General features: G+C 37.7%; 15 protein-coding genes. 2 read left to right on the top strand and 13 right to left on the bottom strand.

Translation table 11 applies throughout. From position 1 onward, the window contains the following. Positions 1 to 1,356 carry a sigma-54 interaction domain-containing protein gene (locus tag O7776_RS06205; RefSeq protein ID WP_274310454.1) on the bottom strand — a complete coding sequence of 452 codons (1,356 nt, stop codon included), beginning with the start codon at positions 1,354 to 1,356 and terminating at the stop codon, positions 1 to 3. Positions 1,357 to 1,638: 282 nt separating this feature from the next. Here O7776_RS06205 and pruA point away from each other — a divergent pair, with 282 nt between their 5' ends. Next, positions 1,639 to 3,189: an L-glutamate gamma-semialdehyde dehydrogenase gene (pruA, locus tag O7776_RS06200; RefSeq protein ID WP_274309728.1), complete on the top strand. Its 1,551-nt coding sequence runs from the start codon at positions 1,639 to 1,641 to the stop codon at positions 3,187 to 3,189. 14 nt (positions 3,190 to 3,203) lie between these two features. Then, positions 3,204 to 4,394 carry an ornithine--oxo-acid transaminase gene (locus tag O7776_RS06195; RefSeq protein ID WP_274309727.1) on the top strand — a complete coding sequence of 397 codons (1,191 nt, stop codon included), beginning with the start codon at positions 3,204 to 3,206 and terminating at the stop codon, positions 4,392 to 4,394. A gap of 302 nt (positions 4,395 to 4,696) precedes the next feature. Here O7776_RS06195 and O7776_RS06190 read toward each other — a convergent pair whose 3' ends face one another. The 12 genes from O7776_RS06190 to murQ form a co-directional block, all read right to left on the bottom strand. After that, positions 4,697 to 5,377, bottom strand: coding sequence for a zinc metallopeptidase (locus O7776_RS06190; protein ID WP_274309726.1), 681 nt, complete (start codon positions 5,375 to 5,377; stop codon positions 4,697 to 4,699). Positions 5,378 to 5,429: 52 nt separating this feature from the next. Then, on the bottom strand, positions 5,430 to 6,029 hold the full coding sequence (gene lhaT, locus O7776_RS06185) for a lipoprotein heptaprenylglyceryl N-acetyltransferase LhaT (RefSeq protein ID WP_274309725.1): 600 nt from the start codon (positions 6,027 to 6,029) through the stop codon (positions 5,430 to 5,432). A 285-nt stretch (positions 6,030 to 6,314) separates the two neighbouring features. Continuing rightward, on the bottom strand, positions 6,315 to 7,106 hold the full coding sequence (locus O7776_RS06180; protein ID WP_274309724.1) for a menaquinol-cytochrome c reductase cytochrome b/c subunit: 792 nt from the start codon (positions 7,104 to 7,106) through the stop codon (positions 6,315 to 6,317). A 40-nt stretch (positions 7,107 to 7,146) separates the two neighbouring features. Beyond that, a complete protein-coding gene (qcrB, locus tag O7776_RS06175; RefSeq protein ID WP_241368286.1) occupies positions 7,147 to 7,821 on the bottom strand; it encodes a menaquinol-cytochrome c reductase cytochrome b subunit in 675 nt (224 codons plus the stop codon). A 22-nt stretch (positions 7,822 to 7,843) separates the two neighbouring features. After that, complete coding sequence (locus O7776_RS06170) at positions 7,844 to 8,347, bottom strand: QcrA and Rieske domain-containing protein (RefSeq protein ID WP_274309723.1); 504 nt, start codon at positions 8,345 to 8,347, stop codon at positions 7,844 to 7,846. 160 nt (positions 8,348 to 8,507) lie between these two features. Then, positions 8,508 to 8,954, bottom strand: coding sequence for a YpiF family protein (locus O7776_RS06165; protein ID WP_274309722.1), 447 nt, complete (start codon positions 8,952 to 8,954; stop codon positions 8,508 to 8,510). A 78-nt stretch (positions 8,955 to 9,032) separates the two neighbouring features. Further along, complete coding sequence (locus tag O7776_RS06160) at positions 9,033 to 9,578, bottom strand: ReoY family proteolytic degradation factor (RefSeq protein WP_274309721.1); 546 nt, start codon at positions 9,576 to 9,578, stop codon at positions 9,033 to 9,035. Between the two features lie 15 nt (positions 9,579 to 9,593). After that, the gene (locus tag O7776_RS06155; protein ID WP_274309720.1) at positions 9,594 to 10,838 is read right to left on the bottom strand and encodes a tetratricopeptide repeat protein; all 1,245 of its coding nucleotides are present in this window, start codon (positions 10,836 to 10,838) and stop codon (positions 9,594 to 9,596) included. A gap of 144 nt (positions 10,839 to 10,982) precedes the next feature. Continuing rightward, complete coding sequence (locus tag O7776_RS06150; protein ID WP_274309719.1) at positions 10,983 to 11,960, bottom strand: ABC transporter ATP-binding protein; 978 nt, start codon at positions 11,958 to 11,960, stop codon at positions 10,983 to 10,985. Continuing rightward, the gene (locus O7776_RS06145; protein WP_274309718.1) at positions 11,950 to 12,939 is read right to left on the bottom strand and encodes an ABC transporter ATP-binding protein; all 990 of its coding nucleotides are present in this window, start codon (positions 12,937 to 12,939) and stop codon (positions 11,950 to 11,952) included. The genes O7776_RS06150 and O7776_RS06145 overlap by 11 nt, the downstream gene beginning before the upstream one ends. After that, positions 12,939 to 14,126, bottom strand: a complete 1,188-nt coding sequence (locus tag O7776_RS06140; RefSeq protein WP_274309717.1) for an anhydro-N-acetylmuramic acid kinase — start codon at positions 14,124 to 14,126, stop codon at positions 12,939 to 12,941. The genes O7776_RS06145 and O7776_RS06140 overlap by 1 nt, the downstream gene beginning before the upstream one ends. After that, on the bottom strand, positions 14,126 to 15,034 hold the full coding sequence (gene murQ, locus O7776_RS06135) for an N-acetylmuramic acid 6-phosphate etherase (protein WP_274309716.1): 909 nt from the start codon (positions 15,032 to 15,034) through the stop codon (positions 14,126 to 14,128). The genes O7776_RS06140 and murQ overlap by 1 nt, the downstream gene beginning before the upstream one ends. Positions 15,035 to 15,037 lie beyond the last annotated feature (3 nt).

The raw sequence follows: 15,037 nt of genomic DNA, 5'->3' as shown, positions 1-15,037 counted from the left end.
CTATTCTCCTCCACGAATTTGTAAGCGCTTCATTCGATATTGCAAGCTTTGACGACTTAATCCAAGCTGCTGTGCTGAATTTGTTATGTGATTATCATTTTGCCTTAGTGTATCCTCAATCACTTGTTGCTCAAATTGAGCTAGCTGATCGAGTAATTGACCACTATAGTTTTTTTTCAATGGGCTCAATTTATGTTGACCTTTATCGCCCTTTCGGTAATGGTAAGGCAAATGCTCATACATAATTTCACGCTCATGATGCATTAAATTCATAGCCGCTTCAATTGCATGCTCAAGCTCTCGTATATTTCCTGGCCAGTTATGAGTAGCAAATAATGCAAATACCTCCTCAGACACCCCATCCACATTCATCGAAAATAATTGATTATATTGACTGATGAAATAGTCCATTAAAACAGGTAAGTCATCTATTCGTTCACGTAATGCTGGTACCATTACCGTAATTACGGCTAGGCGGAAATATAAATCTTTACGTAATTTCCCTGAAGCAATAGCATCTACTGGATCCTCGTTCATCGTGGCAATGATACGAACATCAATATCTATTTCTTTTGTAGCTCCTAGTCTTCGTACCTTTTTTTCTTGAATCACACGAAGTAGCTTGGCCTGTAGCGTAATATTTAACGAATTCAGTTCATCAAGTAATAAGGTCCCCCCTTGCGCCTGCTCAAATAAGCCCGGACTATCAAGAGCACCTGTAAAAGCACCGCGTGCCGTTCCAAAAAGAATACTTTCAATTAAGCTATCCGGTAGTGCTGCACAGTTTTGCGAGACAAAGGGTTTTGTTGCGCGGTCACTCTCATGATGTATACTTTGCGCAAATAATTCTTTCCCTGTACCTGTCTCACCAACTATGAGTACATTTGAATTCGTACGAGTTGCGCGTTTGGCTAGCTCAATTACTTCCATTAGCGGCTCACTTTTCCCTATTATTTGATTAAATGACAGGGTTTCATCATTCGTTTGTTTTTTAGCACGCATTAGCTTTTCCATCTTTGTGACATCCGTTGCAATTTCAACTGCTGCTACCATTTGACGATTCGCTTGTATCGGTAATGTTTTATTAATCGTTGTAATCTCGATACCACGATTATTAAAATAGGTTTGCTTGACATTTAAAATTTCTTTTTTACTTTGCAACGAGTGGAGCAATGTGCTTTCTTGATTTTCCTGAAATTTAAAGACATCCTGAATATTTTTTCCGAGAACATCTTCCTTCTTCATTGACTCCATTTCGCACATTTTCCGATTATAAATTAATGTATTTCCAGCTTCATCTACAGCATGAATTCCAACATCTAGCTGTTCGATAATTTCTTGATAAATTAAATTCATCTTTTGTAAATTATTTTCTGCCACATCACTCACCCCCCCACATCTTATCACAAAATTTTGGCACAATTACGAAATTTTTAATTATTTTGCGCCAAATTATTTTGCTTTAGTACGGAAAACCGTGTGTTTCACACCATTTTCAATTGGCATCGTTCTTGCTTATTAATAAGTGAAGCATTTATTTTGAAAACAGAAAACATATGCCATACCGTGCAATCCATTGCGTTTGGTTTTGCCCTAGGCTATATTTTTCACCTACATTAATTAAGGAGTGATTTATAAATGCCTGTATCATACAAACACGAGCCACTATCAACTTTTAAAACGGATCCGGCTGCAACAGCGGAAATTATTTCCTCGATTAATAAAGTTGAAAGCGAGCTTGGCAAAACATACCCAATCATTATTGATGGCAAGTTTATCGAAAGTTCGCACATCGTTCATTCAATTAACCCTGCTAATAAAGCTGAAATTATCGGAAGAGTCCATTACGCAACAAAAGAAATCGCAGAGCAAGCCATTCAATCATCATTAACACATTTCGAAACATGGAAAAACACATCTGCTAGCTTACGTGCAGGGATTTTATTCCGCGCAGCTGCGATTGTACGTCGTCGTAAACACGAATTCAATGCTTGGTTAGTAAAAGAGGTAGGAAAACCATGGGCGGAGGCAGATGGTGAAACAGCTGAATGTATCGATTTTTTAGAATACTATGGTCGTCAAATACTAGAGCTTTCTCAAGGTCGTCCACTCAACCATAATGCCTGGGAGCATAATGAATTTACCTACTTACCACTTGGTGTAGGCATTGTTATTCCACCATTTAACTTTTCACTGGCAATTATGGCGGGAACAGTTGTAGCGGCAGTTGTGACAGGAAATACAGTTGTCTTAAAACCTGCTGAAACAGCACCTGTGATTGCAGCAAAATTTATGGAAGTGTTAAAAGAAGCTGGTCTTCCGGATGGAATCGTTAACTACTTACCGGGTAGCGGTGCTGAAATTGGGGACTATTTAGTCGATCATCCAAAAACACGCTTTATTTCATTCACAGGTTCACGCGCTGTTGGTTGTCGCATTTATGAACGCGCAGCAAAAGTACATGAAGGTCAAATTTGGTTAAAACGTGTAATTGCTGAGATGGGCGGGAAAGATACAATTATCGTAGACAAAGAAGCAGATATTGAACTTGCTGCACAGTCCATCACAAAATCGGCATTTGGCTATTCTGGCCAAAAATGCTCAGCTTGCTCACGTGCGGTTGTACATGAAGCTGTTTATGATGCTGTATTAGAACGTGTTGTTGAGCTAACAGAGCAACTAATTGTTGGCAACCCAACTGAAGAAAATACGTTTATGGGTCCTGTTATTAGTGAACAATCATTTGAAAAAATTAAAGGCTATATCGAAATCGGAAAAACAGAGGGTCGTCTCATGACAGGTGGTCAAGTTGATGATTCAACAGGCTATTTTGTAGAGCCAACTATTTTTGCAGATATTGATGAAAATGCTCGTTTAATGAAAGAGGAAATTTTCGGACCAGTGCTTGCTTTCTCTAAAGCAAAAGATTTCGATCACTTATTACAAATTGCAAACAACACAGATTACGGCTTAACAGGGGCTGTTATTTCACAAAATGCCGCGAATATCGAACGTGCTAAACGTGAATTCCATGTCGGAAACCTATATATTAACCGTGGCTGTACAGCGGCAATTGTTGGCTATCAACCATTTGGCGGCTTCAATATGTCTGGCACAGATTCAAAAGCTGGATCACCAGATTATTTATTATTACATGTGCAAGCAAAATCAATTTCAGAAACATTTTAAAGGAGGAGTTCAACATGACAAAAACAACACAATTAATTGAAAAAACACAAAAATTCGGTGCAAATAACTATCATCCACTTCCAATCGTAATTGAAAAAGCGGAAGGAGCTTGGGTAACAGACCCAGAGGGAAATCGTTATTTAGATATGCTATCAGCGTATTCTGCATTAAACCAAGGTCACCGTCATCCAAAAATTATTCAAGCATTAAAGGATCAAGCAGATTTAGTAACATTAACATCACGCGCATTCCATAGCGATAAACTTGGGGTTTGGTATGAAAAACTTTGCAAGCTAACAGGCAAAGATATGGTATTACCGATGAACACTGGTGCCGAGGCGGTAGAAACTGCCATTAAAACTGCACGTCGCTGGGGCTATGAGGTAAAGGGCATTCCCGCTGACCAAGCTGTCATTATTGGCTGCAACGGCAACTTCCACGGTCGTACAATGGGTGCTGTTTCATTATCATCTGAAGCGGAATACAAGCGTGGTTTTGGTCCAATGCTACCAGGCTTTGAGCTAATTCCATACGGTGATATTAACGCATTAAAAGCTGCCATTACACCAAATACAGCAGCGTTTATTATCGAGCCAATTCAAGGGGAAGCAGGCATTAACTTACCACCAGCGGGCTTCATTAAAGCTGCGGCTGAACTTTGTAAAGAAAACAATGTCCTATTCATTGCAGATGAAATTCAAACAGGTCTTTCACGGACAGGTAAGTTATTCGCATATGAATGGGAAGACATTACACCAGATATTTTAATTTTAGGGAAAGCTTTAGGGGGCGGTGTATTCCCAATCTCAGCTGTTATTGCCAATAAAGATATTTTAGGCGTATTTAATCCAGGCTCACACGGCTCTACATTCGGTGGTAACCCACTTGCATGTGCTGTATCTATTGCCGCGCTTGAAGTGATTGAAGAAGAGCAATTAACGAAGCGCTCTCTAGAATTAGGTGAATACTTCCAAAATGAATTAAAGAAAATTGACAACCCTGTTATTAAAGAAGTACGTGGTCGAGGATTATTTATCGGTGTAGAGCTAACAGAAGCTGCACGCCCTTACTGCGAAAAGTTAGCGGACCGTCAATTACTATGTAAAGAGACGCATGATACAGTAATCCGCTTTGCACCACCACTTATTATTTCAAATGAAGATTTAGACTGGGCTATCGAACAAATTAAAGCCGTTTTTGCTTAAATAAATTAATCGCTCTTTATTAGGTACTATAAGTAAATAAAAATCGCTCAAAACTGCGTGAAACTGCTCATTTCACGCAGTTTTTTCATTTGAACAGACTTAAAGTATGTTCATTCAATCTACGGACAAATTAATATATCATTTTTTTATAAACGATTGGCAACTAGCATTTTAGACATATTACTATTGATTACTTATTTCACTCCAAATTATGTCTTTATAGTTGTCGATTTCATTGAAAACCAATACTCCCTATCCAATAAAAAAGAAGTTAGGCGTTTTTTCGCCTAACTCCCTTATAATTAATCTTCGTTATTCATGCCTGTGTAGATTAAAATTAAACGTAGTAACTCCATAATGGCAACTGCTGCTGCTGCTACATATGTCATTGCTGCTGCATTTAACACTTTACGTGCAGAGCGCTCTTCATTGTTATTAATAATCCCTAATGCTACTACTTCATTCATTGCACGCTTTGACGCATCAAACTCTACTGGTAATGTTACAACTTGGAAGAGTACCCCTGCAAGAAGTAAAACGATGCCTAGTGCTAAAAAACCTGTAGACGATGCAAAAATACCAATCATAACGAAAATCCATGACATGTTTGATGAAATATTCGCAACCGGCACTAATTTAGCGCGTAATGTTAAAAACGAATACGCCTCTGCATGCTGAATCGCATGTCCAACTTCGTGCGCAGCTACTGCCGTTCCAGCAATTGACGAATTGTAATAGTTATCTTCAGATAAGGCTACTGTTTTCGTTGCTGGGTTGTAGTGGTCTGCTAAATACCCTTGAGTCGGTACAACTCGAACATCTGTTAAGCCATGCTGATCTAAAATGTAACGTGCTACTTGTGCACCTGTCATTCCTTTTTCAGCTGGAACTTGAGCGAACTTTTTATATGTGCCTTTTACTTTCATTTGCGCATATAAAGGTAACAGCATAATGATGATAAAGTATACAATATACATTCCCATTTTTTGAACTTCCCTTCTATATCTTACAATCTCCTTTAATTTTAAAGGGTTTCTATTGTCGATGCAAATATTCGCGCTTGTAACTTTCTACATATGCAAGTAGAATACATGCAATCGAAAGCCAAAATGTAAAGTAGCCAATCTGACTTGGATAGTCATTAATTACACGATAAAACGGCATTTGCCCAAATAAATAATCAATCACATCATTATGTAATGTCCAAATCGCCGCAACCATTACGTGCCACTTTGTAAAGCGATATTTCGGTAAATAGAGCACTGCTTGCACCGCCATTAAAAAATGCGATACTACTAACATCCAGCTTTCTGGCTCCAAATAGCCCATTTCAGCAAAGGTTAATAGGTTCATTACTACTGCCCATAACCCATATTTCACCAATGTAATGAGCGCTAATACTTCCATTAATTTATAATTTTTGCCGAACAACCAACCAATCACTGCTAAGCAAAAAAACAAACTCGCTGTTGGTGAGTCAGGCACAAAAATATAATATATTGGCTCTGTCACCGCAAGCTGACCTCGATACCAATAATAGCCATAAATTGTTCCAAACAAATTTACGATAAGCAACAACGTTAAAAATACGCGGTGGTTCATTAAATACCAAGCTTGCATAGCATATGCTTTCATATTTTCTCCTTCAACCTACTATTTGTCTTTATGTATTTTGTGCAACTTTAAAATAATATGTACGTCTTTTATTATATACCGAAAGAGAGGTTGTGCAAGTATTCACAGCATTTTACATTTTTCTATTAAATTTATTGTCAATAAATTACCTTTTGGATGCTTTTTACTTTAGAAAAACACAAATCGCGTGAAATGATGTTTTTTGACAGTGGATTCCATTGGAAAATTAATACTTTTATAGTCATAAAAAAAGAGAGCCAAAAGCTTGGCCCCCCTTTTGAATATTTATTGTTCTTTTAATCCTGCGATGAACTCAGCTAAAACTTGTAACTCTTCGTCAGTACCTGTAAATGTACCAGCTGGCATACCACCACGGCCATTTGCAATTACTTCAGCTACTTCTTCAGCAGTTAATTCATTGCCTAATAACATCGGACCAGATACACCGGCTAAATCGCCACCGTGACATCCAATACATGATGCCTGTGATTGGAATATTTCATAACCTTGTGACGTTTCATCAACTTCAACATCAGGTAATAAACCTAAATGCTTGTCCGTAATTACACCTTGAGCTTCAACAGCTTCCCAGTTAGTAGCTTGTACAGATTCCCAAGTTGTATAAATAAGTGCAGCTACAGCTAATAACATAAATGCTGTTGGTAATGGACGTTTTGATGGACGACGATCTGGTGTTGTATCTAAGAATGGCGCTAATGCTAATGCACCAAATGCGATACCAGGGATAATCATAGCTCCGATTACGTTATAAGGACCAGAGGCATATGAGTATTTTAATAATTGGTACATTGATAAGAAGTACCAGTCTGGTAACGGAATATAAGATGAGTTTGTTGGATCTGCCGGGCCTTCAAGTGGTGAAGGGTGAGCGACAGTTAATAATAAATAACCAATTAAGAAAACCGCACCAACCATCCATTCTTTTAATAAGAAGTCAGGCCAGAAAGCTTCTGTTTTCCCTGGATATTCGGAATAATCTTTTGGCACGTTCGGCATACGATCATTTGCTTTTACACGTGAATCGCCTACGAACTTCATACCTTTTCCGCGATGCATATTGTCCCCTCCTTTAGTAAATCATACGAATCGCTTCAGATCATAGAGGACCTGAAATACCTTGTCGGCGGATCATAATAAAGTGAACAGCCAATAAAGCGAATAATACTGCTGGTAAGAAGAATACATGAATCGCAAAGAAACGAGTTAATGTTTGCGCACCAAGAATTGTTGAATCTCCAGCAAGTAAAACCTTAATTGTTTCACCTAAAAACGGAACAGAGGCTGCAATTTCGATACCTACTTTAGTCGCGAATAGCGCTTTCATGTCCCAAGGTAATAAATAACCTGTGAAGCCTAAACCTAACATTACTGCAAAGATACCTACACCAACTAACCAGTTTAATTCACGAGGTTTTTTGTATGATCCCGTGAAGAATACACGAAGTGTATGTAAGAACATCATCACGATTACAAGTGAAGCTCCCCAGTGGTGCATACCACGAACAATTTCACCGAACGCTACTTCGTTTTGTAAATAGTAAACTGATTTCCAAGCATTTTCTACGTCTGGTACATAATACATTGTTAAAAACATACCTGATAGAATTTGGATAACTGTAATGAAGAATGTTAATCCACCAAAACAGTATACGAATGCTGAAAAGTGATGGGCAGGGTTAACGTGCTCTGGCACTTCATGGTCGGCAATATCACGCCAAATAGGAGTAATATCTAAACGTTCATCGACCCAATCATAAATTTTATTTAGCACTGTGTCGTACCCCCTAACTTAATTAACTGTGTGTGTTTGCGATTTTTTTCCCAAGCATTAAGAAACCATCTTTTTCATCTACTTCATATTGATCAAGTGGTCCAAGTGGTGGTGTTCCTTTTACGTTTACACCAGTTTTTTCATAACGTCCTGCGTGACATGCACAGAAGAACTGGTCCGGGTGATCTGAATTACTAGCCCAGTTTACCGTACAACCTAAGTGCTTACATACAGGTGATAATGCAATGATTAGGTCGCCTTCTTTGTAAACCCAAGCTGAATCCGAAACCTCTGATTTATACCAACCATCCGTTTGCTCATACGAGAAGTCAACTTTAACAGGAGCGTCTGTAATTTCCGCAACTTTTTGGCTCGTTAATACAAACTCCCCTTCTTCTTTCGTTTGAAGAATTGGGTCAACCGCAAAGCGAACCATCGGCATTAACATACCAGCAGCCATGAATCCACCTACCCCAGTAAGTGAATATGTTAAAAATTGACGTCTTGTAACTCGATTATTACTCATCCTTTTCCCCCCTCTTACTAAAAGGTCAGTCCAACGGACATACTTTCAAAAATAGTAAATAACTAGGACATATATATGATATATCAAGTAAATAAGTTGGTCAATATAGCATTCATTTCCATTTGTGTAGATTGTGAACATTTAATGAAAGTAGTGACGTCTACTGTGCCCAAACGGAAGTTAATACCGGCAGCACTTGTTTTAATTGATCTTCTAAAATGCGCTGCTTTACGGTCTTATCCATTGATTCTAAAGGGATTGCCGGTAACCATAGTACATTTATTCGTTCTTTTAATGCCGTCCATTCGTGGTCACATGTCACAAAAATAACCGATTTAAATCCTGCTTCTATTAATTCATTTTCAATAGAAATTGCTGATTCTGAAGATTTTGTTAATTTCGTATACGAAAAAGGTGGTAATAACATTAAGCGTCCATGCAATTGTTGTTCTATAAATGTAGTCAAAGACATTAAGTATTCAGAAGCAGAACTTGCCTGCTTCATTCCAACTTCGGAAAAATCTAATTGTACTAATGGGACGATTGCTGTATCGATAAATTGTTTTTGAGATTGAAATTGTTCGACATCACTTACTTTATAAATCATTATTATTTTTCCTCCTAATAACACTTCTAAACTTAATTTCTAATAAAGGTATTTTTTTCGACGATTTCAAATAAAATTTTACTTTGAATGTTTCAAAGCTTGCAATAAATTGGACAACTCGAAGAAACGCTCCTTATCACCTGTATCAAGTGCTTCGTCTATTTGTTTTAACAACATATGTTCTTGAAATTCTAAAACACTATTTTCCAATAATTGTTGGGCTGCTACACGGTCTTTTTCATGAATAAAAATATCCGGTGCATATGGATTTTCTTCAAGCACCGCCAAATAAAGTGGATTTGGCGGGATGCTCGGGAAATTTAATTGAAAATATATTTCATCAGTCGAATTAATTCGTAAATCATGGAATGCCTTTTCAGCATCTGAAGTCATAATATTATCTTTATAAAAACGGAACGGTATGCTCGTTGTGTCGACGGTGGACATCACAATGGCACGTGGACAATAATGCGCTTCATCCACAAAATGCACATGCTCAAGTAACGCTTCATTACTTAATAAATAATTTAAAATCCATACACCTTCACGTCGTTTTAATTGATAATTTTTCAAAAACCATCGAATGAAAACTCTTTTTTCATTGAGTGGTACGGAATAAGCCAACATGTGATCCTCCCTTTACTCAAAGCGTTCTAATAGGTCAATCCATTGCTGTTCAGAAGGTTGGAGCTGTACTAAACGCTCCGCAATTTGTTTCGCTTCCTCACGTTTTCCATCTTCTACTAAGAATAGGCAGTATTTTTCTAAAAATTCAACATCCTCGTTAAACTCATTATATGCCTCTTTGTAAATTTCGTATGCTTTATCGAACAGTTCTTCTTCATTGAATGCATTTGCAACAAATGGATATATTGACACCCATTCAAAGTCATATTGCTGAAGTTGTTCATATAGTGAAATAATTTCTTCGTAACTTTCTTGCTGACTATACACAGACATAAGCACCATAATGGCTTCCATATATTCTGGATCTAATGCGATTGCCTCTGTTAAATAGCCAATAGCTTCTGTCGGCATACTGTTTTTCAATGCCATCTTACCGGCGAATAAATACAACGACTTATCATATTCATCGCGCTTCAAGCCTTCTTGAATGACTTTTAAAGCACGTTTATTATCTTCTTGCATCGAATAACTTTCTGCCAATAATAAATAGGCTGAAAAATAATCAGGGTCTAATTCCTTTAAATCTTCTAGCTGTTTAATTGCTAAGTCAAATTTTTCTATTTGGAAGGCTGCATATCCAGAACCAAATAATAAATCAGCGGTTACTTCCTCTTCTAGCGCTTCCATATAAAAATCAAGTGCTGACTCATATGCTGCACCTGCACGATATACTTCTGCTAAGCGTTGCGCTAAAATCGTACCTGCAAACTTTTTATCCATTTCATATAATTCTTCATAAATGCGAGCGGCTTCAGAAAAACGGCCTGTTTCAAATAAGAGCTCGGCTTTTGCAAATTGTAACAATGCTTCGTTCGGTAATAATTGCAATGCTTCATTAATTCTTTGTTCTGCTACTTCAAATAGCCCCTGCATTTGATAATAATCCGCTAATACTAATAATGCCTGCGGATATTCTGGCACATCATCTGATACAGCCATCAATAAATCTAGTGCCTCATCTTCTTCGCCTAATTCGATTAAAACTCCTGCACGATCAATGGAAATTTGCGCTTCCTCTGGGAATAAAAATTGTAAATGTTCAAACACACGATCTGCCTCACTTAAAAAACCAAAGTGTAATAAGGCTTCCGCGATTTCGTACTGTGCAGCCGGTTCTGCATCTACTAAAAATGATTCTAGAAGTTGATTAACTAACTGGATATCGCCCTCTTGAATTGCCTGTAATAATTGTTCCATACATCGTTCACCTTTTTCTTTTGTCTCAATAATATGCTACATGACTAAGACATGTATCTCAAGAAAAACCGCCTTTTTCATTATTATTTTTCTATGAACAAAAAAATCTAACCCCTTAGAGAAAGTGTTAGATTTTTCAGGTATTTATGCATTTTCATATAAGACACACTTTACATCATGCTGTTCTGAAATTTGAAAACTTGGAATGGTGCCAGATTTACATTGTTCTTGTACATATAAGCAGCGTGTATGAAATGGACAGCCCTCGGGTGGATTCGAAGGGTCTGGGATTTCCCCTTTTAAAATAATCCGCTCTACAGAATCATTCGGATGCTTTTTAGGAATTGCCGATATGAGTGCCTGACTATATGGGTGCTTCGGATTTTCAAATAGCTCTTGTGCTGGTGCAATTTCTACAATATGACCTAAATACATCACAGCAATTCGATCACTTACATGACGTACAACATTTAAATCATGTGAAATAAATAAGTATGTTAGTTGGTATTGTTGTTGTAATTTTTTCAATAAATTTAAAATTTGTGCTTGGATTGACACATCTAACGCGGAAACAGGTTCATCTAACACTAAAAACTTTGGCTTTAATACTAATGCACGTGCGATACTAATGCGCTGTCTTTGTCCACCTGAAAATTCATGTGGGTATTTAGATAAACTTTTTTCTGTTAATCCAACATGTTTTAAGATTTCTATAATTTCATGTTCTGCTTGTTGTTTAGGCATCAATTTATACGTTAAAATCGGCTCTAACAATAATTGTCGTACAGTCATTCGGGGATTTAGTGAACTGTATGGATCTTGGAAGATAATTTGAATATCTTTACGTAGTGCCCTAAACTGTTCGTTTGATAACGCTGCTATATTTTGTCCATTATATAAAATATCTCCGTCAGTAGGTTGGATGAGTCGTAAAATCATTTTGCCTGTTGTGGATTTACCGCAGCCACTTTCCCCTACTAATGCTAGAGTTTCTTGCTCATTAATAGCAATGGAAATATCATCAACCGCGCGGACATGACCCACTACCCGCTTAAAAATTCCGCCTTTGATGGGGAAGTATTGCTTTAGGTTTTTCAGTTCTAATATGGCTTCATGCCTCATTGGATACGCCCTCCTGTTCCACTGCCCAACATCGCACTGTATGACTTTGTGTGATTTGCGTAAGATTGGGAACATTATTGTGACATCTTTCGATAACAAGTGGACATCTCGACGCAAATCGACACCCTTCATTAAACTCATCTTGCGTTGGGACATTCCCTGGGATTGCATATAATTCTTGCGTTTCGTTGCCAATACTGTTTACCGCCTTTAATAGCCCCTGTGTATACGGATGCTTTGGATGATCGAAAATCTCCTCCACATTACCAATTTCAACAATTTGTCCTGCATACATAACTGCAACATCATCACAGCTTTCAGCAATTACCCCTAAATCATGTGTTATTAATAAAATTGTGGACTGATATTGCTGCTTCAAATTTTTCATCAGCTCTAATATTTGGGCTTGAATCGTTACATCAAGCGCAGTTGTTGGTTCATCAGCGATTAACAACTTCGGATTACATAGCAATGCCATAGCAATCATAATTCGTTGTCTCATGCCTCCAGATAGTTCATGTGGGTAATTTTTTAACACTTTTTCTGGTCTCGATATTCCAACAGCATTTAGCATATTGATCACTTGCTCATTCATTTGCTGCTTAGAGAGTTTTTTATGAAATTTTAATACTTCAAACAATTGATAGTGTATGGTATACATAGGATCAAGTGCGGTCATAGGCTCTTGGAAAATCATCGAAATTTCTTTTCCACGTATTTTTTGAAGCTGGTTCTTTTTTAGAGACAATAGATTGCCCTTATCTGCAAATTGAATTTGACCTTCTGTAATGGTTAATTTATCTGCTAATAAATTTAATATCGACAAAGAGGTTAAGCTTTTGCCACTACCAGATTCCCCTACAATACCGTATGTTTTTCCTTCTTCTAATTGCAATGACACATTTTTCACAAGCGGTTCGCCAGTGAGTTTTTTGCCTACTGCAATTGAAAGGTTTTCGATTGCTAGCAAAATACCCATTACATCTCACCCCTTAATTGTTCAAAACGTACATATGGATTTCCATCACAGTACGCCACTTTTCCCATCACGATTTCTCGAGTTGCGCCAGTCGCAGAAGGTAGCTGATTCGGTAGCCCAAGCATTGTCTGATAACCAAACAGTGCAAAGGCGATAGCTTCTTTCCAAACTGCTGGCACGCCTAATACTTCTAAAGGTAATACTTTTTTCGTTGGAAATGCTTGGGCTAACAACGTCATCATAAAGGCATTCAAGCTCCCACCACCATTAATATAAATTTCATCAATTTGGTTTAGTGGCAAATATTTTTCATAGCTATGCTTAATGGTTTCCACCGTATAGGCGGTTAACGTTGCCAACATGTCTTCTAGACTCGCACCATGTAATTTCTCAATAAGATCGTTTACATAACTGACTGTATATAATTCTCTTCCCGTCGTTTTTGGTAAAGGTATCGAGTAATAGCTATGATTCATCCATTCTTGAATGGCTTCGTAATAAATGTTACCCTCACTCGCCATTTCTCCATGATGATCAAATTTTTTCTGACCATCCGTTAATTTTTGTATTGTGCTATCAATAAGGACATTACCTGGACCCGTATCAAAAGAGATGACTGCCTGCTGCTTATCACTTGGAACATACGTGACATTACCAATGCCACCGATATTTTGAATTGCTCTCCCTACATCAGCTGCATGCAAAAAATTGGCATCAAAATAGGACAGTAACGGAGCTCCTTGTCCACCGGCTGCCATATCACCCGTTCTAAAATCTCCAACAACTGGTAATCGTGTCACTTCAGAAATATAAGAGATATCGCCTATTTGCAAGGTTGAAGGAATTTCAAATTCTAGCTCACCACCAAGGGGCTCATGGAATATTGTTTGCCCGTGTGAACTAATAAACGCAACTTTTTGAGGTGAGATTTTATTTTCATGGAGAAATTGGACGACCTGTTCACCTATAAATTTTCCTAGATAAGCGTTCATCATTGTAATATTGGCTAAAGTAGCTGAGTTATTATGACATTGTTCAGATAGCTGATTTTTAAACGTCACATCATAATCTACCGTTTTGCTTGCTATTAATTGAATGGACTGTTGTTGCTCATATACATGTAAATCAATACACACAATGTCTAACCCATCTAATGAAGTTCCTGACATCACACCAATTGCATACATTATTCAGTACCTCCTCTTAACAACTTTATCGCTTCCTCAATATTCCCCTGTTGCTGTTGCAATGCCTCTGTCGCATGCTCCACACTGGCTTTAGCACCGTACATAACGATTGCAATTCGAATATTATAATTAGTCTGTTCTAATAATGCTGTTCCCGTTACTTCGTCAACTTGTGTAAAACGCTTCAAAATAAAAAGTGCTCGGCGACGTAGTTTTTCATTAGTCGCTTGAACATCAATCATAATATTGCTATACACTTTATTTAATTTGATCATCGTAGCAGTTGTTAACATATTTAGCACCATTTTTTGTGCAGTTCCTGCTTTTAATCTTGTAGAGCCTGCAATTACTTCTGGTCCTGTTTCAACTTCAATACATGTATTAGCAAATTGTGAAATTTCACTATTTTTGTTACAGCTTAGAGAAATTGTATAGATGCCTTGCTGTTGTGCATAATGGAGGGCAGCAATTACATAGGGGGTCCTACCACTTGCAGCAATGCCAACTAACACGTCTTTTTCTGTAAGATCATATTGTTGAATATCTTTAACCGCTTGTGTTCGATTATCTTCTACATTTTCAACTGCATTCGTTAAGGCATAAGCCCCACCTGCAATTATCCCTTGTACGAGTGATTTCGGAACATTAAATGTTGGTGGACATTCTGAAGCATCTAATATACCTAATCGTCCACTCGTTCCCGCACCAATATAAAATAACCGTCCCCCATTTTGTAGCCGTTCCACAATCTGCTCAATTGCTTTGCTAATATGAGGTAGCTCATTTTTCACAGCACCTGCTACTGTTGCATCTTCATTATTCATCCATTGTAAAATGGTCGGAATTGATTGTTGATCTATCCACTCAGTTGAAGGATTTTGCGCTTCTGTTAATAATTTATCTGCCATGCT

Source organism: Solibacillus daqui (genome assembly GCF_028747805.1).
In the GTDB taxonomy this organism is placed as follows: domain Bacteria; phylum Bacillota; class Bacilli; order Bacillales_A; family Planococcaceae; genus Solibacillus; species Solibacillus daqui.
The sequence above is the reverse complement of the archived record's forward strand: the minus strand, read 5'-3'. Positions and strand labels throughout refer to the sequence as shown.

What these genes read in the sequence shown, in the direction of transcription:
- O7776_RS06205 (WP_274310454.1), bottom strand. Translation starts at nt 1,356, where the DNA reads ATGAATTTAATTTATCAAGAAATTATCGAACAGCTAGATGTTGGAATT.
- pruA (WP_274309728.1), top strand. Translation starts at nt 1,639, where the DNA reads ATGCCTGTATCATACAAACACGAGCCACTATCAACTTTTAAAACGGAT.
- O7776_RS06195 (WP_274309727.1), top strand. Translation starts at nt 3,204, where the DNA reads ATGACAAAAACAACACAATTAATTGAAAAAACACAAAAATTCGGTGCA.
- O7776_RS06190 (WP_274309726.1), bottom strand. Translation starts at nt 5,377, where the DNA reads ATGGGAATGTATATTGTATACTTTATCATCATTATGCTGTTACCTTTA.
- lhaT (WP_274309725.1), bottom strand. Translation starts at nt 6,029, where the DNA reads ATGAAAGCATATGCTATGCAAGCTTGGTATTTAATGAACCACCGCGTA.
- O7776_RS06180 (WP_274309724.1), bottom strand. Translation starts at nt 7,106, where the DNA reads ATGCATCGCGGAAAAGGTATGAAGTTCGTAGGCGATTCACGTGTAAAA.
- O7776_RS06170 (WP_274309723.1), bottom strand. Translation starts at nt 8,347, where the DNA reads ATGAGTAATAATCGAGTTACAAGACGTCAATTTTTAACATATTCACTT.
- O7776_RS06165 (WP_274309722.1), bottom strand. Translation starts at nt 8,954, where the DNA reads ATGATTTATAAAGTAAGTGATGTCGAACAATTTCAATCTCAAAAACAA.
- O7776_RS06155 (WP_274309720.1), bottom strand. Translation starts at nt 10,838, where the DNA reads ATGGAACAATTATTACAGGCAATTCAAGAGGGCGATATCCAGTTAGTT.
- O7776_RS06150 (WP_274309719.1), bottom strand. Translation starts at nt 11,960, where the DNA reads ATGAGGCATGAAGCCATATTAGAACTGAAAAACCTAAAGCAATACTTC.
- O7776_RS06145 (WP_274309718.1), bottom strand. Translation starts at nt 12,939, where the DNA reads ATGGGTATTTTGCTAGCAATCGAAAACCTTTCAATTGCAGTAGGCAAA.
- O7776_RS06140 (WP_274309717.1), bottom strand. Translation starts at nt 14,126, where the DNA reads ATGTATGCAATTGGTGTGATGTCAGGAACTTCATTAGATGGGTTAGAC.
- murQ (WP_274309716.1), bottom strand. Translation starts at nt 15,034, where the DNA reads ATGGCAGATAAATTATTAACAGAAGCGCAAAATCCTTCAACTGAGTGG.